This is a genomic window from Cellvibrio sp. KY-YJ-3 (assembly GCF_008806955.1).
In the GTDB taxonomy this organism is placed as follows: Bacteria; Pseudomonadota; Gammaproteobacteria; order Pseudomonadales; family Cellvibrionaceae; genus Cellvibrio.
The window spans coordinates 2,721,117-2,742,745 of record NZ_CP031727.1; the positions used below are offsets into that span (position 1 = coordinate 2,721,117).

14 protein-coding genes are annotated in these 21,629 nt (G+C 42.5%); 8 read left to right on the plus strand and 6 right to left on the minus strand.

All coding sequences use genetic code 11. From position 1 onward, the window contains the following. The first annotated feature begins 18 nt into the window (after nt 1–18). Nucleotides 19–1,986, plus strand: coding sequence for a hypothetical protein (locus D0B88_RS11465; RefSeq protein WP_151057284.1), 1,968 nt, complete (start codon nt 19–21; stop codon nt 1,984–1,986). 232 nt (nt 1,987–2,218) lie between these two features. Here the strand turns inward: D0B88_RS11465 and D0B88_RS11470 are convergent, their stop codons facing one another. Further along, nucleotides 2,219–3,025 carry an alpha/beta hydrolase family protein gene (locus tag D0B88_RS11470; RefSeq protein WP_151057286.1) on the minus strand — a complete coding sequence of 269 codons (807 nt, stop codon included), beginning with the start codon at nt 3,023–3,025 and terminating at the stop codon, nt 2,219–2,221. A gap of 5 nt (nt 3,026–3,030) precedes the next feature. Beyond that, a complete protein-coding gene (locus D0B88_RS11475) occupies nt 3,031–4,146 on the minus strand; it encodes a Zn-dependent alcohol dehydrogenase (protein WP_151057288.1) in 1,116 nt (371 codons plus the stop codon). A 178-nt stretch (nt 4,147–4,324) separates the two neighbouring features. Here D0B88_RS11475 and D0B88_RS11480 point away from each other — a divergent pair, with 178 nt between their 5' ends. From D0B88_RS11480 to D0B88_RS19270, 7 genes are all read left to right on the plus strand, one after another. Then, nucleotides 4,325–5,191 (plus strand): AraC family transcriptional regulator, encoded by an 867-nt coding sequence (locus D0B88_RS11480; protein ID WP_151057290.1) that lies wholly within the window; start codon nt 4,325–4,327, stop codon nt 5,189–5,191. A gap of 314 nt (nt 5,192–5,505) precedes the next feature. Next, nucleotides 5,506–7,902, plus strand: coding sequence for a beta-galactosidase (locus D0B88_RS11485; RefSeq protein ID WP_225318341.1), 2,397 nt, complete (start codon nt 5,506–5,508; stop codon nt 7,900–7,902). Nucleotides 7,903–8,035: 133 nt separating this feature from the next. Next, nucleotides 8,036–10,393 (plus strand): alkaline phosphatase D family protein, encoded by a 2,358-nt coding sequence (locus tag D0B88_RS11490; RefSeq protein ID WP_151057292.1) that lies wholly within the window; start codon nt 8,036–8,038, stop codon nt 10,391–10,393. A 261-nt stretch (nt 10,394–10,654) separates the two neighbouring features. Further along, nucleotides 10,655–12,088, plus strand: coding sequence for a carbohydrate-binding protein (locus D0B88_RS11495; RefSeq protein WP_151057294.1), 1,434 nt, complete (start codon nt 10,655–10,657; stop codon nt 12,086–12,088). A 78-nt stretch (nt 12,089–12,166) separates the two neighbouring features. After that, nucleotides 12,167–13,960 (plus strand): carbohydrate-binding protein, encoded by a 1,794-nt coding sequence (locus tag D0B88_RS11500; RefSeq protein WP_151030830.1) that lies wholly within the window; start codon nt 12,167–12,169, stop codon nt 13,958–13,960. A gap of 192 nt (nt 13,961–14,152) precedes the next feature. Further along, nucleotides 14,153–14,413, plus strand: a complete 261-nt coding sequence (locus D0B88_RS11505; RefSeq protein WP_151030831.1) for a hypothetical protein — start codon at nt 14,153–14,155, stop codon at nt 14,411–14,413. Between the two features lie 9 nt (nt 14,414–14,422). Beyond that, nucleotides 14,423–14,611, plus strand: a complete 189-nt coding sequence (locus D0B88_RS19270; RefSeq protein ID WP_151057296.1) for an SIP domain-containing protein — start codon at nt 14,423–14,425, stop codon at nt 14,609–14,611. Between the two features lie 142 nt (nt 14,612–14,753). On the opposite strand, the gene D0B88_RS11515 is transcribed toward D0B88_RS19270, so the two are convergent. The 4 genes from D0B88_RS11515 to D0B88_RS11530 all read right to left on the minus strand — a co-directional run bounded on the left by D0B88_RS11515 (nt 14,754) and on the right by D0B88_RS11530 (nt 21,615). Next, complete coding sequence (locus D0B88_RS11515; RefSeq protein WP_151057298.1) at nt 14,754–17,072, minus strand: beta-galactosidase; 2,319 nt, start codon at nt 17,070–17,072, stop codon at nt 14,754–14,756. A 16-nt stretch (nt 17,073–17,088) separates the two neighbouring features. Next, the gene (locus D0B88_RS11520; protein ID WP_151057300.1) at nt 17,089–18,657 is read right to left on the minus strand and encodes a LamG-like jellyroll fold domain-containing protein; all 1,569 of its coding nucleotides are present in this window, start codon (nt 18,655–18,657) and stop codon (nt 17,089–17,091) included. Next, nucleotides 18,654–19,229, minus strand: a complete 576-nt coding sequence (locus D0B88_RS11525) for an RNA polymerase sigma factor (RefSeq protein ID WP_151057302.1) — start codon at nt 19,227–19,229, stop codon at nt 18,654–18,656. Before D0B88_RS11525 ends, D0B88_RS11520 begins: the two co-directional genes overlap by 4 nt. Before the next feature lie 103 nt (nt 19,230–19,332). Beyond that, nucleotides 19,333–21,615 carry an FAD-dependent oxidoreductase gene (locus D0B88_RS11530; protein ID WP_151057304.1) on the minus strand — a complete coding sequence of 761 codons (2,283 nt, stop codon included), beginning with the start codon at nt 21,613–21,615 and terminating at the stop codon, nt 19,333–19,335. Nucleotides 21,616–21,629 lie beyond the last annotated feature (14 nt).

The window sequence follows — 21,629 nt, forward strand, 5'->3', positions numbered from 1 at the left end:
AAATAAGTGGTGTTTAATATGAAATTTTATGAAAAGTCTAGATTGTTTGTTGGTTTAATGATCGTATCGACGTTAACTGCTTGCGGTGGTGATGATAATAAAAAATCAGCTTCTTCAGGTGGTGGTGCAGCACCAACGCACAGCGGCAATATATCTAAGGTTTATAGTGAAAAAGATGCATTTGAATTTGTTGAATTATTAAAAGGAGCTGTTGACACTGATGGCGACATCTTATTGGTGCGCAATCTGACGGCTGATGTTTCTGACACCACAGGTTTTGAAAATGCTGGTGTTCGTATTGGTGTTCGTCCCTCTGCTTTGGCGCCTCATTTAGATACAGGTGATGTGCGCACAGTTACTTACACATATAACATTAGTGATGGTGTTAATAGTGTGCAGCGAACCGCAACTTTTTCAGTAATGGGTGAAGATGCTGCGCCGGAGTTTGAAAATATAGTGATCACCTCTGCAGAGGATGCGGCGGATGTGGTTTCAGTTGATTTGTTGCAAAATGTAGTTGATGCGGATGAAGAGCCGTTATCAATTAGTGATGTCAAGGTTATTTCTAATCCTGACTCGGCAGCAACCTTGGTTGGTTCTGTGGTCACCATAAATGTTGGATCGTTTAAGGATTCCATCAAGGGTGGTGATACTCGTGTATTTAGTTATGAATACAAGGTTAATGATCACAATCACAGTTTGCCACGCACAGCCGTTATCACTATTAATGGTGTTTCTACAGAGCCCGAACCGCCGACAGTTTATGGTCCACAAAAAGCCACATTTACAACTGCCGGTGCAAAAGTAAATTTGGATTTAATTGCTGCGCCCAATGTGGTGGATTGGAACGGTGATGCAATCAGTGTTGATTACAATACAATAAGTCCGGTTGGCGATGCTCCTGCATTTAAGTTTTCTGGCTCTGCTAATGGCAAGCTGGTGATTGAACCCGCTGCTTTTTACCAGCATGTGCAAGATACCAAGACGTTTACTTATTCTTACGATGTGATTGATTCTACCGGACGTAAAGCAACTGCTACCGCAGAGTTAACGGTTACTAGAGCCCCAGCTGTATCGCGTATAGCTAATGGTGGATTTGAAAATGGATTGGTAGGCTGGACTGCGGAAAAAGGAGATATTGCTTCGGTAAAAACAACATCCGCATTAGGTCTTGATTTTAAAGGAACACAATTAGCTAGCTTTGCCGATGTGGAGACACTTACTGCAAACCTCACCGGGTTGGAAGTTGGGTCAACTTACATTGTTGAAAATCGTGTAAAACATGCCGATGGATGGGGGGGGGCAGCAACTAGTGCTATCTTCGGTACAGTGGCAGGTGTTTCTGGTACACGAATTACCGGTAATTCTATGTATGAACATGGCGGGGGTGCACGTACTAATGCGTTGGCATTTGTTGGCGGGCAAGGAATGACCTATGCATTTACTGCCAACCAGATTACTGAGTTAGATGATGTCAGTGTTTACAAGTATGGTTTTGAACAAGCAAACAACCTTATCTCTGAGAATGATTCTACATTTGAGTCTGGAGTGAGCAATTGGAAGCTTGGTGCTGGTGCGACAGTGAGTGCCAATAGTCCTCTCTCTGGTGCAATGAGTTTAGACTCAGGAAAGGTGGGTGATATTAGAAATATTTTGCCCTTAGCAACGGGCGCTATTAAAAATGGTAAACGTTATTTGGTTACCATGGATGTAGAAATAGTCGGATTTGCTAAGGCTGATCACACCTTCCGTGTCTCGGTAGTAGATCCTGCAAATGCGGATACCACGGTGATTGGTGGAGCATTCAAAGGTGTCTATATGTTGTCAGAAGCAAAACAGACTTTTGCTGCGGTGCTTGATGTTGCTCGCGATTCGACAGTTACCGATTGGGCAACCAGAGCACAAGAGTTGCATGTGGGTACCAATGTGTGGGGGCAAGCTTTCAATTATCGGATTGATAATGTGCGGTTATTTGAAATTCAATAGGCCGGATATTGCTCTAGGTAACTTTTAAGTTAGTGTTCCCTACTTTTTACGCCCTTAACCTTACGGTTAAGGGCGATTTTTTATGTGGTACATAAATTGTTGGTAATAGTAAATTTTCTAAACGGTTGCTGTTGTTTAGTTTGCGAACTTGGTTGAGGATGCTCCTCTTCTTGCGGAGAAAAGGAGTTGAGAATGTAGATAAGGACGTTTGAATGGAGTGTTTTTAATATTATTAATAATTAAATTCTTGAATTTGACTAAAAAAATGGAATGTTTTGCGAACATTACGATTCCAATAATCCCAACTGTGTTCACCGGATAATGATTCCAGTTCAGCAGTAATACCAAGTTGTTTCAATCTCTGGTTGAACATCTGATTGCCTGAATAGAGTGTATCTTCAGTTCCGCAATCAAATCGAATTGGTGGAAGGTGGTTTTTATTAACCTTTAACCAATGTGCTATATCGCTTTCATAATTCAAATGAGTGTTATAAAGCGATAAATCTTCAGCGACAAATTGCGCCATTTCTCGAATATCTGTTATTGATGAGTGCGCCGATATACCTTTAAAAATGGTAGGGTATTTGGCCCCTAGACGCAGTGCGCCATAACCGCCCATAGATAGCCCAGCGATATAGATATTGGAAGCAGGTGAGGCGGACGGGTTGCATTTAATAACGGCTTCAATCACATCTTCTACAATCCATTTTTCATAATTCTCACCGTTTGCCAGCGGCAAATAAGCTGAGCCGCCATAAAAGCCGCCGTCCGAAGGCATCACCAAAATCATTTGGCTGAGACCACCTTTGGCGTATTCATCGCTATAGGCCTTGTGTACGCCGCCCAAGCCCGACCATACCCAGTGATTGCCGTAAACACCGTGCAATAAAATTACAATTGGTAAATTTTTGCCATCGGGGTGAGCGTTAAAGACGCTGATATCGCAGCGTCTGTTTAAGTGTGAACTCTGAACGGTGAGTAATTGAAAATGTTCAGCGAGATATTCCGGGTTGGATTGTTCAATTCTAATAACAGCCATTTGGATTATTCCTCGTCATCAAAGACAACAACACCTTTGGCGATACGGCCATTAATTAAATCATCAAAACCCTGTGCTACATCTTCAATGCGATAGGTTTTAGTGACCAACTCGTCCAATTTTAATTGGCCCGCGCTATATAAATCCAAAATGCGTGGAAAATCCCGGTCGGGATTGCACATGCCATAAAGTGGATTAATATAAATTTTGTCCCATTCAAATAATTCACAGTCAAAATCAATGCGCTGCTCAATACCACTGACTTGCACCGCCGTTCCGGCACTGCGAATAAGTTTGAGAGGTGCTGAGCCAAGCGCGGGAACGGCGGTGCATTCAAAGGCATAATCTGTTCCGCGTCCGCCGTTGATCGCACATACTTGCGCGGCTACTTCGTTAAAATCCTTATCGTCTCGCGTCGCTATGATACCGTGGGTCGCACCGAATTTTTTAGCTTGATCCAAGCGCTCGCTATTGATATCAATGGCTATAATTTTATTGGCGCCTGACAATTTTGCCGCTTGAATAACATTTAAGCCGACACCGCCGCAACCAATCACACAAACAGATGAACCTAGCTTGACGTTGGCGGCATTGACTACAGAGCCCCAGCCCGTCATAACACCGCAACCAATAATTGATGCGGTGGCGTAGGGGATGTCGCAGTGAATTTTGACTACTGCAGATTCTTTAACAATAGTATGTTCAGACATAGTGCCGAGATGAAAAGAGCGTTCAATCGGCGCGCCCTGATGGCTTGCAGCTTCTGGGTGTGCATGTCCACAAAGGCCTTGCCCACAAACCGGTGAGTTTATCTCGCAGATGTGAGTATTTCCTTCGCGACATTGAAAACAGTGCCCACAGGGAATTGCCCAATTTAAAATCACTCTGTCGCCAGCTTTTACTTTAGTTACTGCCGAACCAACGGAAACCACAATGCCGGCGCCTTCATGGCCAACGATAAAAGGTTTGTTCCAAGTGTTGATGGAGTCCCAGTCGGTGTGGCAAATGCCCGATGCTTTTAATTTAATCAGCACCTCGTCTTGTGCCGGAGTACTAATGGCAATTGTGGTTAAATGGAAGTTTCCTTTGCCATCAGACAATATGGCTTTTGAATGAATCATGAGAGTTAGCTCCAGTAATATTCGTGAAGTAGGTATTCAGTGAGTTAAAAACGAAATATATAGACTAAAATTAGTTTGATTTTCATTGTTGATGATCGGTCACAGCTAAAAAATATTGCTATCGCATTAAAAATATAATCAACTTTGTTCCAAGAATATTGACTACTGGAAAATTAGCATGGGCAAAAACAACGTATATTGTGAGCCGTTTTGCATACAGCATGGTTATGATTTTGAAATTCATCATGTGGTGTATTCGGAGGACTCTCCCTATTCCTGTTTTATGCATTTTCATGAAGTTCACGAACTTATCGTCTTTGATTCTATTGAGGGAACTTTTTTTTACAGTCAGGGCAAGTCAGCTTTGTGCGATCAGGATCTCGTCTTCACTCCCGCATTGGAAACCCATGATTTTGAGCTGTCATCGCGCAATAAATCCTGGTATATCATCCAGTTTTTACCTGCCCTTTTGCTGGCCCCTGGGTTAGAGCAGGCAGAAAATTTCTTTAAGTATGGGATGCATTTACGTCTAAAACCTGAGGATGCAAGTGCCATTCAAACCCTGTCAAAATGGCTGCTGGATTCCTATCGTGAATCGCCTTCCAGCAATCGCAGCCAGGCATTGTTGCGTGCGCTGTTAACCTGGGTGGCAGATCGTGCAACTCCGTTAAAACCTCCGCACTACGACACACTGTTAAAATCTTCCGGTTATATGAAGCTGGAACCGGTAATTAATTTATTTCGCCACCATAAAAGTGTTGAGCTTTCCCTGGATCAGGCCGCGGAGTTGTGTTGTATCTCTCCTGCGTATTTTTCACGCTTGTTTAAATCCGTATTTCGCTGCAATTATTCTGACTACAATGTTAAACACCGGCTTTACAGCGCTGCACGAATGTTAAGTCAAAGCCAGTTTTCAATCACTGAGATCAGTTATGAACTCAATTTTTCCAGCCCCTCCCATTTCATTTCCCAATTCAAAAAACTATTTGGCGTAACTCCAAAGAAATTCAAAACCACCATGCTACAGCGGGTTACCGAGCTCTAGATCTGGTGCGTCATCATTGGTGTGTTGCAATAGATCCGCGTATTGAGCCGATTTAATGTAGCAAAATGCATCTGTTAGAAATGGCACGAATAAAGCCAGGAATGTCATTTATTTGATATACAGCGTACGCCTATGTCTGTATTTGATGACGGGTGTCTTAAGCGAGGTTGATAAAATGTCAGCATGGTGTATATTGTTTATTGTTGACAAATTAGTGGCTGCAGCACTAAGGAAATTGGTTGTTTCATAAGGTTTTTTTAAGAAATCGCGATTATCAATAACACTTTAATATATAAACTACAAACAGGTGATTCATGATGAACTCAAGTTATAAGCCTGATCGATCCATTACATTCTTTTTGAAAACCAGTGTGCTTAGTGTGGCTGCGCTGCTCTTAATCGCTTGTCAGGAAGAGACAGCAGATAAGGGCGCTGTTGTATCCGAGGTTAAGTCAATGCCTGCGGATAAGGTATTGTTTGATTTTGAGGGCGAGCAGTTACCAGCGGAAATCAGCTTTTTTAATGCTGAAGGTAGCTTGGTAAAAACAGCGGCGAACAATAATTCTGCCTCACAAGCGTTAAAAATAAAGTTTCACTCTGTTGAGCATGAATACACCTCTTTAGTTATCCAGCCAAAATCAGACGCGTGGAATTGGAGTGATCTTGGCGATGCCAGCCTTGCCTTTGATATAGCCAATGATGGCGATCATTCCGTGCAGCTATTTTTAGATGTGTCTGATGCAAAAGGTAATAACTTTACTCGCAGCGTTAGTGTGCCGGTAGGCAAGTCCCGAGTTTATTATTCCAAGTTAAGTGGCCACGATATGGTCAGTGCAAATCCGGATTCCAAGGTGGAGTTAAATGCGGCCTCAGGATTGCGCGGCAACCCGCCGACCTGGTCTGGCGATGATGTGCAGTTCATCTGGATGTGGGGCGTTATGAATTTGGATTTGTCCGCTATTAAGCGCATATCCTTAAGTGTTCAATATGCTTTGCACGATAAAGAAATCACCCTCGACAATATTCGGGTTATTAAAAGCCCTGCAATGAATAAAGATTTCCTGGTCAATCTGGTCGATAAATTTGGCCAGCCAGCCAAAGTGGATTTTGCCGGTAAGATTCATTCTGAGGCAGAGTTGCAAGCAGCAACTCAGAGCGAGTTGAAAGAACTAAATAACGGCGCGCCATTAGCCGACAGATCTACATTTGGCGGTTGGAAAAATGGGCCTAAACAACCAGCAACAGGTTATTTTTATCCAAAAAAAGTCGATGGAAAATGGTGGTTGGTTGATCCAGAAGGCTATTTATATTTTGCCACCGGTTTGGATATCGTACGCTTGGCTAATGCTTACACTATGACTGGTTACGACTATGATGCATCGACTATTGAGCAGCGTCGCGCGGATGATCTGACTCCTGAAGATTCAAAAGATAAAATTGATATCAGTGAAGCTGCGCAAAAAACCCGTCATTTGGTTTCTAAAACCCGTGCCGATATGTTTGAGTGGTTGCCCAAGCACAGTGATCCTCTGGGCAATCATTACGACTACAATCGCGATGCTCACTCTGGCCCCTTACTCAAAGGTGAAGTATTTAGTTTTTACAGTGCTAACCTTGAACGCAAATACGGTGAGTCTGAACCAGAATCCTATTTAAGACAGTGGGAAAAAGTCACTGTGGATCGTATGTTGAATTGGGGTTTTACCTCGCTGGGAAACTGGACTGATCCAAAATTTTACAATAATCAACGTATTCCTTATTTTGCCAATGGTTGGATTATCGGTAACTTCAAAACAGTTTCCAGTGGCAATGATTTTTGGGGCGGTTTGCCCGATCCATTTGATCCAATATTCAAAGAGCGCGCACTTGCCACGGCCAAGGCTATTGCTGAAGAAACTAAAAATAGCCCTTGGTGTGTCGGCGTATTTATTGATAACGAAAAAAGCTGGGGGCGCTCAGAAAGCAAAGAGTCTGAATATGGCATAGTGTTAAATACACTGACTCGCGATGGAGCAGACTCACCAACGAAAAATAAATTTACCCAGTTGATGAAAGAAAAGTATGTGGATATAGCAGCATTAAATACCGCATGGGGAACCTCAGTTGAATCTTGGGATGCATTCCAAAAAGGTGTAAAAACTGGCATTAACAACGATATGCAACTGCAGGATTTTAGTCTGTTATTTACCCAGTATGCTGAAGAGTATTTCAAAATTGTTGAGGGCGCCTTAACACAATATATGCCTAATCACCTGTATCTGGGTGTGCGCTTTGCAGATTGGGGAATGCCAAAAGATGTAGTTAAAGCAGCGGCAAAATACGCCGATGTTGTTAGCTATAACTTCTATAAAGAAGGTTTAACCAAAAATAAATGGACGTTTTTAGCAGAGCTGGATAAACCCAGTATTATCGGTGAATTCCACGTAGGCACAACGGAATCAGGTTTGTTTCATCCCGGCTTGGTGCATGCGGCCAATCAGGATGATCGCGCCAAAATGTATAAAGAGTACATGGAAACGGTTGTCGATAATCCCTATTTTATTGGCGCACATTGGTTCCAATATATGGATTCCCCAGTAACTGGCCGCTCCTATGATGGTGAAAACTACAATGTAGGTTTTGTGTCGGTGACTGACACACCCTATGCACCTATGGTGAAAGCCGCCAAAGAGTTGCATGGCGAAATGTATACTCGCCGCGCGAAAAAATAATAGCGTTTATGATTGTCTCAAAACGAAGGAGCTAGCCAGCAATGGTTGGCTCTTTTTATAACGATGAAACATCTGATCACTAAATCCAATACGGGTTTGCAATTTCCATAATGATAAATAATAGTGGATTTTTATGACTGATTTTTTTTCACGTCGCGATGCATTAAAGCTGGCAGTTGCAGGCTTGGCAACTAGCGCTATTGGTTGTTCTGTAAACACGAGCACTGATAAGCCAGTAACACAACAATTACTTGATTCATCGGTAGCTGATAGCTGGGGCAATAGCCATGATCGGGTATGGGTCGGTGGTAGCTATTGGGCTAACCCCATGGAGGATTGGCGTATTGTTAATGGCGGTGCAGAGTGTTTGAGTACCGGTGGTAATCGTAGTATTCACTCCCTGACTCATCAGCTGACAAACGCTTCGGGAATTTTTTCTCTTTCAGTTTGCCTTAAGCGAGTTAAACACGGTGAGCAAGATGGCGGTGGCGGTATTCGCATTGGTGTGAATAGTGATATTAAAGAATATCGCAGTAACTGTTTTGTGCAGAAAGGCTTTGACGCTGGAATTATTCATAATCAACTTGCATTGGGCGATAAACGCGTCGAATTACTGCAAGCTTTGGGCGATGCAGAAGTTGAATTGAAACTCTCTGGCGAGCCGCGTATTGGTATCTACGCGTTAAAGTTTGAAGCAAGGTTAGTCGGCAGTGGAAAATTAATTGGCCAAATAGATGATTTGGTAGCAACCGATAACATCATGGGTAATGTCGCTGTGGTCAGCAACTTTGCAATTTCTTCGGAAATTGCCGCGAACCCGAAAGGCACCACCTATCGGTTTTCAAAGTGGACATTGCAAGGTGATGCATTTAACTATGTTCCAGAACAGAAGTTTGGTCCTATTTTATGGACTATGTACACACTTAACGATACACGTACAGATGAAGGCTTTGTATTGAAGTTAAGTGTATTAACTGGACCTATGGGTGTGAATGATAGCAACGAGGTTGAGTTACAAATTGAAAAGTCCGGTCATTGGAAATCTTTGGCAAACGCTACGCTTGATTCAGATGCCTGGTTGGCAACATTTCGTATTGCTCATTGGAATGAAAAGGATGATGTAAATTATCGTGTGGTTTATCGCGAGCAGCGTCGTGATGGCAGTCATGTGCCAGATTATTTCACTGGTCTTATTAAGGCCAATCCTGTGGGGCGGAATTTGCATATGGCAGCACTGACTTGCCAAAATGATTATGCATTTCCCTATGCGCCGGTAGCAAGCAATGTTGCCAAATTGAATCCGGATTTAGTGTTTTTTTCCGGTGACCAACTCTATGAAAATCACGGTGGTTTTGGTTTTATTCGCACGCCCGCGGAGCCTGCCATTTTAAATTATTTGCGAAAATTTTATCAGTTTGGTTGGGCGTTTAGAGATGTGATGCGCAATGCGCCAACTATTTGTTTGCCTGATGATCACGATATTTTGCAAGGTAATTTATGGGGTGAGGGCGGTGCTGCTGCGCCAACAGATGCACCTATTGCTGGTAATGTAGATGCTTGGGGTGGTTATGTAACGCCAGTCCATGTTGTTAATGTGGTACACAAAACCAATACGGCGCATCACCCGGAACCCTATGATGCAACCCCTACGCCGCGTGGTATAAGTGTTTATTACACCGATTTAGTATACGGCAATGTAGGCTTTGCGATTCTTGCTGATCGTCAGTGGAAGAGCGGCCCGGAACGGTTAAATATTCAAGTGGGAGTAACTGGGGAGGGTGAGGCCCCAACCTATATCAATCCCCAATTTGATCGTGCCGATTTACACCTGTTAGGAACCAAACAAGAAGAGTTCTTGGCGCAATGGGCTAATGATTGGCGCAGTCATTCATTAAAAGCTGTGTTAAGCCAAACTGTTTTTGCTGGTATATCAACACATCAACCGCTGCCTACCAAATATTTAAAATATGATTTTGACTCCAGCGGTTGGCCTGCCAGTGCACGCAATCGCGCAATTGAAATCATGCGCATATCAAAAGCGTTGCACATTTGTGGCGACACACATCTGGGTTCGTTGTGTCAATACGGCGTTAATGCTCAGCGCGATAGTAACTGGGCCTTTTGTACACCTGCTATTGCAGCCGGTTGGCCAAGATGGTGGCGCCCTGATGATATCAAAATTCCTTTTGCTCATCGTCCTGTCCATGGTCACGCGCAAACTGGCGAATATTTGGATAGCTTCGGAAATAAAATTTATGTTTATGCTGTTGGTAATCCAGAAGTGGGTAAATCGCCTAATCGTTATATTCAAGCGCATGAAAAGGGCAGTGGCTTTGGTTTTATTGTGTTTGATACTGTCGCAAAAACCTATACCACTCAAGCGTTTAAATTCTTAGTGGACGTTGCAAGCAACAGATCGGAAAATCAATTTTTGGGTTGGCCGGTGACTATTCATCAAGACGAAAATATCGGGGTGAATAGTTTGAGCTAATTGTTTAATTCCTATAGCTGATCATCCACATGTCTTTCTCTTCTTAAAGCTGCGGCCTTATGCCGCAGATTTTTTTGTTTAGACGAAAAGGTTATTTTCCTGACTATTGAATAATGTTAACAATTAACATATATTTGGGTTGTATTGATTAGACATAGATGTCGCCTGACTTATAAAAATAATAATTAACCTAGTTCAATTAACGTCATATCAACAAGCGTTTTTCCGTCCCGTATAAAAATAATTTCGTGGAGTTCTGTTATGAAAAAGCATATTTCATGCTGTATTGCATTAATGTTGAGTTCAGTAGCTTCGTTGGCTGCAGATTGGGATGCATATCCTGTGCCCGCTAGTGCAGGTGCTGGAAAAGTTTGGCAGCTACAACCTCAATCCGATGAATTCAATTACAACTTCTCTGCAACCCCATCTGCAGCCACCTTCGGCGGTAAATGGACTAACTTTTATCACAATAGTTGGGAAGGGCCTGGGCCAACTCGTTGGATGCGCGAAAATACCTCAGTATCCGGCGGACAATTACAAATCAAAGCAACACGTGTTGCGGGTGAAACCAAAACCTACGACGTGGATTTAAATCTCGATGGGGTTAATGAGCAATTCACTTCTCCTGCTACGCGTGCTGGCTGCATCACCTCAACGACTAGAGTGAAATATCCGGTATTTGTTGAAGCGCGGGTAAAAATTGCCAATGCGGTAATGGCCTCTGATGTCTGGCTGCTCAGCCCTGACGACACAGAAGAAATTGATATTCTTGAGGCTTATGGTGGCAAAGCGGCGCGCAATGATTGGTTCGCGCAACGCTTGCATTTAAGCCATCACTTATTTATTCGCAATCCATTTACCGATTACCAACCGCGCGATGCCAGCACTTGGTACGCAGGGGCAGGGGTAACTTATTGGGCTGATAATTGGGTTCGTATAGGTGTGAATTGGGTTAGTCCAACCCGCCTTGAATATTATGTAAATGGCCAGTTAGTTAAAGTGATGGACAAACTGAATACCGTCAACGGCATTGATGGTATAGATCCGTGGAATATCACGGGTGGTAAAGGTATTACTAAAGAGATGGATATCATTATCAATATGGAAGATCAAAATTGGAATGCAGCGCAAGGGCGCCAACCTACGGATGCTGAAATTACTAATGCAAGTAATCACACCTTTAAAGTGGATTGGATTCGTGTTTATAAGCCTGTAACCGCAACAACCAGTTCATCGTCTAGTAATAGTAGCGCTGCTAGCAGTGCTTCAAGCAATACAGTTCAGCTGATCGATTTCGCCAATTATTTTGATACAGGTAAGGTTACGGCGAGTGTTTCTGGCGATAACTATATTGGTTTTAATAAGTCCGGTGGCGGCAATATTAATTACAACACGGTCGGTGATTGGGGTGATTATTTAGTGACACTGCCTAGCGACGGTAAATATAAATTTGAAATTATTACCGCATCGCCTATGACCAGCGGTCTTGGTGCAAAACTCATTATTGATGGAATTTATGTGGGAACCATCAGTGTGGGTTCTACCGGTGGGTGGGAGGTGTATAGCGCATTTGCGCTGGCTAATAGTATCTCCATTGGTGCTGGTACCCACACTGTGCGCATTGAAAGCACTGGTAGCAGCAGCTGGCAATGGAATGGCGATCAAATTCGAATTACTCGAGTTGGCTCACTCTAACCTTTAGCTAGCTTGTTAAATAATGATTGTATTTTTTACGGTTTCGTTAATATAAAAATAACTTTTGGAGTTTTTGCAATGAAAAAAATCACTTCATGTATTGCTGCAGCTTTGTTGCTGTCGGCTCCTTTGGCATCATTCGCTGCCGATTGGGATTCAGTTCCTATTCCTGCAGCAGCTGGAACAGGTAAAACGTGGCAGTTGCAGTCAATATCAGACGAGTTTAATTACACTGCTAGCCCCACCGTTAAACCGGCGGAATTTAATACACGCTGGAATCCCTCTTTTATTAATAGTTGGACTGGCCCAGGCGATAGTGAATTTAACGCTGGTCATTCCTATACTTCGGGAGGTTCTTTGGCCTTGCAATCAAGTGCAAAGGCGGGCACCAACAAAATCTATACCGGCATTATTTCGTCCAAGGAAACGTTTACTTATCCGTTGTATTTAGAGGCGCGGGTAAAACATACCGGCAACACTCTGGCAAATGCGGTGTGGATGCTAAGTGCTGATTCAACGCAAGAAATTGATGCCATGGAATCCTATGGTAGCGATCGTGCAGGGCAAGAGTGGTTTGATCAGCGTATGCATGTGAGCCACCATGTATTTATTCGCAGTCCGTTTCAAGACTATCAGCCAAAAGATGAGGGATCATGGGTTGTAAATCCGGCGGGTGGCACTTGGCGTGGCGCTATGCATGTTTACGGAGTGCACTGGAAAGACCCTTGGAATTTGGACTACTACATTGATGGCGTAAAAGTTCGTACAGTTTCCGGTCCTGCGATGATTGATCCATATAACTTTACCAATGGCACAGGCATCAATAAACCGCTGCACATTATTATTGATGTGGAGCATCAAGATTGGCGCGATGTACGACCAACAGCAGCAGAGTTGGCTGATACTAGTAAGAGCATAATGTTTGTGGATTGGATTCGCGTATACAAGCCGGTTACCAGCAGCGCGACTAGCTCCAGTAATAGTGTAAGTTCTTCAAGTAGTAGCCTGAGCAACTCAAGTAGCAGTAGTGCGACTACGGTTATTGATTTTGCAAATTATTTTGATACAGGTAAATCAACAGCAAGTGTAGCGGGTGATACCTATGTTGGTTTTAACAAGTCCGGTAGCGGCAATATTAATTATAATACTGCCGGTGATTGGGCTGACTATTTGGTTACTTTGCCGAGTGATGGGCAATACAAAATTGAAGTTACCACTGCATCGCCAATGACTAGCGGTATAGGTGCAAAGCTCAGCGTTGATGGTATTTATGTCAGCACCACTAGCTTGGCTGCAACCGGTGGTTGGGAGTTATATAGTGCCTCCACGCTGGCAAATAATTTGTCGATTGGTGCAGGCACCCATACGGTTCGCATTGAAAGTACCGGTACTAGTGCATGGCAATGGAATGGTGATGAAATTCGCGTGACCAAAGTAGGCAGCGCACCTGTCGGTTCGCCGACTACGCCAGCACCGGTGGCCATGATCATACAAGCGGAAAGTTTTTCAGCAACGGGCGGTGTTTACGATGGCTTTAAGACCTATAGCGTAAATGGAGTAAGTGCGATTAATTACAATCAGCGTGGCGACTGGGCGGATTACGCCGTTAATGTAGCGGCCGACGGCAGCTACACCTTCAACGCTTATGTCAGTTCACCCATGTCGGGTGCTGCGCTGGAAGTCAGTGTTGATGGAGTAAAAGTATTAACTCAAGCCGTGCCCAATAATGGCAGTTGGGATAGTTTCCAAAAAGTCAGCTCTGCCAGCAAAATTGCCCTAACCAAAGGCGCGCATACTATTCGCGTCACTAGTGCTGGCACCACCTCATCGACCTGGGAGTGGAATGCAGACAAGTTTGAATTGATACCCTAATAATATTTTGCGCGCGTAGTTTTAAATATCTATTAAATAATCAATGATAAAAAGATCCAGCAATCGCGATATGTTTATATCTCAATTGTTGGATCTTTTTTTTGGTTAAACAGGATTTTTGGAATTGGATGAATCCCTGCAATTAGCTTGTAGTGGTAAATCTAATTAAGATAAAACTTAAGGATTTCATAAATGAATATTAAAAATATCTTCATATTACCTTGCGTTATCTTAATGCTTTCTGCTTGCACAGGGCGGGAGATTGTCTCCGGTGTGGCTCAATTTGAAGCAGATAAATACTGCAGTAACACCAGTGATATTAGCTACTTGCAATGTGGAACCCAGGTTGATGATGAGTATGTAAAAAATAGACTGTTAAAAGAACAGCAATTGCGTGAGGCTGATGAAGCTCTGCGACAAGAAAAGTTGGAGCAATTAAAAAAAGCCAAATAACTAAGGTGGGTGATTGGCCCTTATCAAAAACGTAATCTGTTGCTGGAAAACCTTAAGAAAATCGAATGGAAAGCGGGTGAGCCTGCTATATTTATTGCTGCTGAATCAGCCCGGATGCAAGCGATAAAGCTATATGTAAAGAGTCAGCCAGGTTATAGTAAAATCCAAACTTACGCATCTGGATACTGGAAGGCATAAATACAGAATCTCTCATATCAACTATCAAAATGAAGATGCTGAGGCTGCATTAATTTCCGGGGAAAATAAATACAGCCTCAGCTCGACAATAGGTTTGACACTCGCGATCGCGATTATTGTTAAAAAAATAGTTTTTCTTTTATTATTTTCCAAAACGCTTAATGTAAAGGCTTTTATTGACTTCTTGCGCCGCCTTTACTAAGGGTGTGTAGGGGATGTCGGCAACACTTACAAAACCCACATTATAATTCTCACCGTCATAAGCCCGCCCAGTTAATGGCGAGTCAATATACTGAAACCAGTGTGCCCCCACAAAATAGGGGTTTTCAATCACACTATTGAGATAGCTTTTATATTTTTCACCGCGATCAAATTGAGATTCTGCATGTATTAACCCAGGGTTTAAGAGGCCAGAGTCAATGGCGCCATTATGGAATTCACCAATAATGCTGGGTTTGTCTAACTCAGCTAAAAAATCCCAATAAGGTTGATCAATACCTTCCCTATAGTAGTTGTAGCTCATCACATCTACATATTTTGCGGCGGCTTTTAGTACTTCAGGTGTCATAGCCCAATGCGCAAAGCGTGGGCCCATATACAGATGATTCGGCATATATTTTGTTAGTGCTTTATCTACGCGACTGAAGTAGGCATCAGCATAAAGATAAAGCAATTCAGAGAAGTCACCCAGCATTTGTGCATTATAAGATGTCAGCTCTACCGGCCGAGACAGCTGTGCCCAAGAAGTATGTTTTAAATCCCATGCGGTATTTAAACTTTCTATATTCTGATACTTATTTTTCAGATGATTGATAAACTCCTGTTTTAAGGGGCTGTCATTAGCATACTTTTTTAATCCATTGATAACAATTCCATACTGGAGCGAAGGGCTACCCATGCTCCCCCAGCTTTTTTCATTATCAATAAATACGCCTACACACCATGGGTTGTTTTTTACTTCATCGGCTATTTTTTTAATGGCCTTGTTGGTGCGCTGTGTAAATACTGGGTCAAATGGATCGGGCATGGCACCCCAATAGTCGTTGCCTGAATTAACTGTTTTGAAGTCACCAATAATCCAACCATTAGCAAAATAAGGAAGTCTATTCATTTGATAGAAGCTAGCGTCCACCCAATTACCAAAGGATGTAAAGCCCCAATTATGCATACGTTTGATGGTGGTGTCGCGCCAGTCTTGCATTAGTGCTTCTTCATTTTGCGTGGCGTATTTACGGGCTAAATTAGCTCTATAGAAACTAAAGGTTTCGCCTTTTTTTAAGCTGCCAGAATGTACGCTGCGGCGATATCCATAATTGGCGCCTGCAGCTTCACTGTAGCTGGGCAGCCAAGTAAACATATCAGCCCTCAATTGGGAGCTTATATGACGCGATGACCAAGCTTGTTTCGGGGCAGTGTTTAAACCTATCGAATCTTCGGGGGTGTAATCGCCAGCATCTCGTTGTTTGATTAGGGCAGCATCAAAATCATAACCGGTAATGGTTGAGGTGTTCGCCATGCGAATATTGGCAATACCATTCGAGAAAAATAGATATCCTTCTGGATCAACGAGAGACCATTTACCCTGATATTTCTCAGCCCGAAAGTAACCGGTACTTTTTAACTTGGGGCCATTTATCCAGCCATTAAATGTTGAACGGGATGGGAATTGTTGGTCAGTTAAATTTTCTTGCTCTTGTTGTGAAAAACTACGTAATTGATCGGCGCTGTAAACCTTCCCAGCGAAGTCTTGTTTTGCATTTTGGCCATACTCATCAACTAAACCAGTGAGGTATTCTGGGTCAAAATTATTAGGTTTAACTACGCGGAGGTTATCAATGATTAATTGTTTATTTTCCAATACGCCTGAAATAAGCAGACGAATAGATGTGATTGCACTAGTGTCGAGTGTTTTTGTGCCGCCTCGCCAAATAGTTGAAATATAGTTATGGGGCCAACTGGGTGGGTCGTTGCGAATTCCGGTATTAAGAAGAAAAGATGGTACTTTAAGTTCAATTAAGTAACTGTTATTTGATTCAGCTGGTACGGCGACATTACTTAGTTGAAATGCTCCGCTTTTATCGTAAGTATATATGTAGATGTGGGTTGAACTTTTTGTTGAATTTTCAATATCTAACACGAGAGCTGCTGATTCATAATCATTAAAATTCCATGTGTTTGACGGGTTGATGTAAACCGATGAATCATGATTGTTGAGTGAGTCAAAATTGATTTCTAACCCGTGATTTCCCTCATTAACAATGAGTTTCGATCTGGCGTTTTGTAGCTCAATTGCTTTTATGTCGCTCTCGTTTTCAAAATCAAGCAGAATGCGTTCTTTAACTTCAAGCAGGTTAATTTTATCATTCTTGCCTTTTTTGTGTTTTGGTTCAGCGCAGGATGCTATTAAAAATAGACTAATTATGCACAATATAATTTGATTAAGATGTTGTGAGTTTTTCATTGGTAGGTTCCTGGTGCTAATGGCCAACAGTATTTTTTTTCATTAGGTTTTTAATCTGCGGTTCATCAAGAGCCGAGTCAAAGATGTATAGTTCATCTAATTGCCCGCGGAAAAAACGATTATTTTGATTGGTGTTTTGATCATCAAACGCAATATTACGACCCATGGTTAATGGTTTTGAATTTGGGTGATTAAGGTCGGTAAAGACTTTAGCTATAGATTTGTGATCGCTGTATTCTAAGTTGCCATCTACATAAATAAGGACATTTGTACTAAGATTTGCGTCTTTGCCACCAAATAAAACAATTGCTAAGTGATGCCAATTGTCATCGCGTAAGTCGGTAGTTCCCACTATTTCACCTTGATTCGTTCCTATACGGATGCGACCAAGGGGGCCACTAACAGCTAATGGATTCAATGAAATTTGCCATGCGGATTGCACATCGCTCAAACCCCAATTCAATATTCCAAACCCTTGTGATAAAGAAAAATCTTTAGGTGCTTTCAACCAAAAAGCCACAGTTCGAGGTTTGTGCCCGCCGATCCCTTTATATACAGTGGCCAGCCAGCTGTTTTCACCATCAAAATTAACGGCATTTCCAAATTTACCTGGTACGGTTGATATGCCTGCAAGTTTCTTGTTTAGTGAATTTACTTTTGCGTTGTAACATTTTCCGTCTATTCCCGTCCCGACACAGGAAAATTCTTGTTGTGACAACTCATCAAAAGACCAATGCAGGTAATTGGGTTGTGCTACTGATTGACCAGGAAGGCTGCGCATAAAATGATTGGGGTTATTTTTAATGTGAATAACCTGTTGTTGTAAATCAAAGGCGCGCGCTTGATCTTTCACTAATAATTGGTAGGGTTGATCGGTGCTGGCTCTTACTTTTACTTCACCGGTAAGTACGTGCACCTGACTTTTTCCATCATCTTCAACACTAACGCCAAACTCTGTACCTAAATCAATAATGCTCGAACTGGGCGTGTCAACTTTGAAACCGGTGGCGGCTGGCGGTACATTGGCCACTAGTTTTCCGCGTCTTAACAATAGGTGCTCATCCGATAGTATATCTACACTCATTGGTGCTTCTAATAAAAGACGAACACCATTTTTCAGCGTGATTTCGGCATAACCTTGGCTTAAGGAAAAAGGGCCTGATAATATTTTCTGCCCTTCAGTCAATGGTTTGCCTGAAGAAATGGCGGAAACAACTCGATATACCGCACCTACCTCGGTAATTTCCGGGGAAAAAATCTTTAGTACAAACAGAAAAGAAAAAAAGCTAATGGCTGCAGCTAGTGCATACCAGTGTCGCTTGATATTGAATATCTTTACAGTTTGGTTGCGTATGGCAGGTTGGCTATTATTGCCATAACGACTATTAAGTTTCTGTTCTAGTTTTTGCACAAAATCATCTGTTGAGTTTTCATTTAATAAGTGACCCAATTGCCTGTGCATGGCACGTTGACTAGCTAACTTATTTAACAGCTCTGGATTTTTAGCAATGGCTTCTGCCAATTGCGACCCAACTTTTTCGCCTGCGAGATAGTCCGCTATTAATTGTTCGTCATGATTTCTCATTCGCTTTCTCCTTGCTGCTGTTTAATAATGCAATCGCGCAGCCATTCACGGCAGCGATATAGCCGCATGGTCATTGTTGAATGTTTTACGGTAAATTTTTCACAGAGTTGTTTCACACTAAAACCCTCAACGTAATGATCGCGTAATATCGCCTGTTGATCAGGCTCAAGCTTCAAAAAACATCCTGAAAGCCCGGTAAAATCAATTGCATCCTCCGTGCTTATGCTCCCGCTTAATTGTTGTGTGTCTAGTAACTCTTGAATAATGTCGGGTTCATAAGGTGTGGAGCGCAGATGCTTTCGGCGATGATTGCGGATAAGATTTAAAGCAATACCAGAAATCCATGAACGAAAAGCGGCAGGGTCATTTATTTTTTTTAAATTCTCATAGGCCAATATAAATGCCTCTTGTGCGAGGTCATCTACATCTTGAGTGTATTCAGTGCGGCTGGCTATAAAAGCGCGCAAATAACGTTGATTTAGCTGCACTAGTTTACTGAAAGCAGACCGATCACCCGCTTGAGCCGCCTTTACATTGGTGCATACATCTTTGTCGGCTACTTTATTTTCCATAAAGCTACTCTTGGCTGACTCATGAAATTTTCGAAAAAAGAATGAGTTTTAAAAAACCTATTACAGATTTAATTAGGGGCATTCTCTTGTAAACGCTAAATCTTTACAGAATTTCAATTGCAAATAGACTGGCGGGAGCGCCAGCTTCAGTATGAGACAATTCGATATTTAAACAATTGGACAGCAGTGGAGGGTTAAAATGAATGATCTTTATGCTTTGATAATTTCCCGCGCAGGCATATAGCTCTTCGCCATATGCATTTAATACGCGGATGGTCTGTACACAACAAGGCATTTGAGTTTCTGGATGCTCCATCAGTACAGTTTCTAAGGCGTGATCAGCATCAGTATCGAAAAATAGTTTTAGCCCAGTTATTTTAACGTTATCTGACCAAGATAATTCGATATTAGGGTTTTTATCTTCAAGTTTAGCAACCCAAGCATTTGTGCCGAGATAAGGGCGAATAAAACCACCGCGTAAATGCTCTGCCGAATAAGGTTTGAGTGCGGGCGATAGGTGTAAGGCAAGATTATGTCCATTGGGGCGACGCTCAGGCGTCCAAAATTCAAATGCGTCTAAACCACTATTTTCGGGCGGGTCTTGGCGCCCAGTGTTTGAAACAGCCTTATGCACTTTGTTAAGCAGTGTGCATAACCCAGTTATACGTTGGTCGCTCAACGCCAGACTCAGGGTGTTATTGCGCATAAAACATAAAAACCCATATTGTTGCTGACTTAATTCAGCCGTAAATTCTATATCGATATTTTGTTCACCTGGTGTAAGTGGTAACTCAATTCTTTCCACTAAAATATCGGGCGTATAGTTTCCGGTTTTACTGCTTATGCGTAATTCGCAGATCAAAATGCTTTCCGTTTGTGCGCGCACATCGACACTTATCTTTGGCACCGGGCCTGCGTTCAATGGGAGTAATTGCGCCAAACTTTGGTCTAATGTTTTGAATTCACCATTAGGGCGCAAATCATTTAATTCGAATGTGGAGCTGACTTTAATCTTGGCTTTTTGCATTAAAAGAGAAGGTGATATCGGAATCAGGGGGATTGACTGTCCATTAAGATTCAAGCGTTGTTGAAGTTCTCGCATGTGTTTAGGCGCAAGTAGTGCAGCGGGTTTGCAATTCAACTCACGGCAAAAGGCGGCAGCCTCGCCAACTGCCTGACCACCATGGGCACAGGTAATCATTACGCGAGTGGATCCAAAAGCCATATGGCTTGCACTGATAATGCGTCCCGCTAAAAATAGATTATCAATATCACGACTCACAAAACAACGATAGGGAATTTGATAAACCCCTTTAGAGTGAAATTGCGAGCATGCAGGCTTATCGCTATAGATGCCTTCGGCTGGATGTAAATCAATCGCCCAGCCGCCGTAAGAAACTGCATCGTCGAAAATGTGTTGCGTCACAATATCCTGTTGCTTCAGCATGTAATGCCCTTCGAAACGCCTACTTTCGCGCTTGCCCGGAATAGTGCCCACCCATTCTAAGGTTAAGTTTTCTACGTCTTCAAATTTTCCGCTATTTTTTATGTAATCCCAAATGCCATAAACAATTTTCCAAAGCTCCCATTTTATATCTTCACTTTGGTAGATCGTATCAAGCACGCCGCCAAATTCTAACCACCAAAACTTACAACCGGAATCATTGCCATTAATATTTTTGCAGCGAGGAATAGCGGCAATTTCTTCGTGGCTATAAGCAAAGTCAGGTTTGGTGAATACCACTGGACGGTCTAATTTTTTACTGTAAAAAAATAACGAATGACCGAGTAAGTCGGTACTTTCATTTTTAGGCGCCATGAGTTCGCCAAACTCATCGCAAGACTCTGCACCCATACGAAAACTTGCACCAGCATTAAAAGCCAGTATGCCATCACCACTTGCGTCACAAAATAACGGGGCATTAATATGGTATTGAGTAGAGTTTTGGCTACAAAAGGCTAAAACGCTGTCTATGTGTGTAGCTAAGGTTTTATTTACTTGAAATACTGCAGTGTTTAACAGCAGAGTGATATTAGCTTCAGCGGCAACTTTATTTAACAAAATACTATCAAAAATTAGCGCATTACCCAGTTGATTTTGTTTTAAGTTGTCAAGCATGATCTCATCAATCACGCCTCCCTCACGCGACCAGCGATTATTATTGCCCATGTGAGAGGTGGCACCGAGGGCCCAGAGTCTAACTTCGGAAGAGGCATTGCCACCGAGCACAGGACGATCTTGTACTAATACTACACGGCTGCCTGCGCGCGCTGTAGTTATAGCTGCACAAACTCCCGCTAAACCACCACCTGCAATCACTAAGTCGGTATTAATAACTATTTCTTTGTTTAAACGTGATGTTGAACTAAAGGGTGTAGTAATCATGAAGGGACTCTGAA

Excerpts from the sequence above, each read along its gene's own strand:
- D0B88_RS11480 (WP_151057290.1), top strand. The coding sequence starts at position 4,325 with ATGGGCAAAAACAACGTATATTGTGAGCCGTTTTGCATACAGCATGGT.
- D0B88_RS11490 (WP_151057292.1), top strand. The coding sequence starts at position 8,036 with ATGACTGATTTTTTTTCACGTCGCGATGCATTAAAGCTGGCAGTTGCA.
- D0B88_RS11505 (WP_151030831.1), top strand. The coding sequence starts at position 14,153 with ATGAATATTAAAAATATCTTCATATTACCTTGCGTTATCTTAATGCTT.
- D0B88_RS11475 (WP_151057288.1), bottom strand. The coding sequence starts at position 4,146 with ATGATTCATTCAAAAGCCATATTGTCTGATGGCAAAGGAAACTTCCAT.
- D0B88_RS11465 (WP_151057284.1), top strand. The coding sequence starts at position 19 with ATGAAATTTTATGAAAAGTCTAGATTGTTTGTTGGTTTAATGATCGTA.
- D0B88_RS11525 (WP_151057302.1), bottom strand. The coding sequence starts at position 19,229 with ATGGAAAATAAAGTAGCCGACAAAGATGTATGCACCAATGTAAAGGCG.
- D0B88_RS11500 (WP_151030830.1), top strand. The coding sequence starts at position 12,167 with ATGAAAAAAATCACTTCATGTATTGCTGCAGCTTTGTTGCTGTCGGCT.
- D0B88_RS11530 (WP_151057304.1), bottom strand. The coding sequence starts at position 21,615 with ATGATTACTACACCCTTTAGTTCAACATCACGTTTAAACAAAGAAATA.
- D0B88_RS11470 (WP_151057286.1), bottom strand. The coding sequence starts at position 3,025 with ATGGCTGTTATTAGAATTGAACAATCCAACCCGGAATATCTCGCTGAA.
- D0B88_RS11485 (WP_225318341.1), top strand. The coding sequence starts at position 5,506 with ATGATGAACTCAAGTTATAAGCCTGATCGATCCATTACATTCTTTTTG.
- D0B88_RS11515 (WP_151057298.1), bottom strand. The coding sequence starts at position 17,072 with ATGAAAAACTCACAACATCTTAATCAAATTATATTGTGCATAATTAGT.
- D0B88_RS11520 (WP_151057300.1), bottom strand. The coding sequence starts at position 18,657 with ATGAGAAATCATGACGAACAATTAATAGCGGACTATCTCGCAGGCGAA.
- D0B88_RS11495 (WP_151057294.1), top strand. The coding sequence starts at position 10,655 with ATGAAAAAGCATATTTCATGCTGTATTGCATTAATGTTGAGTTCAGTA.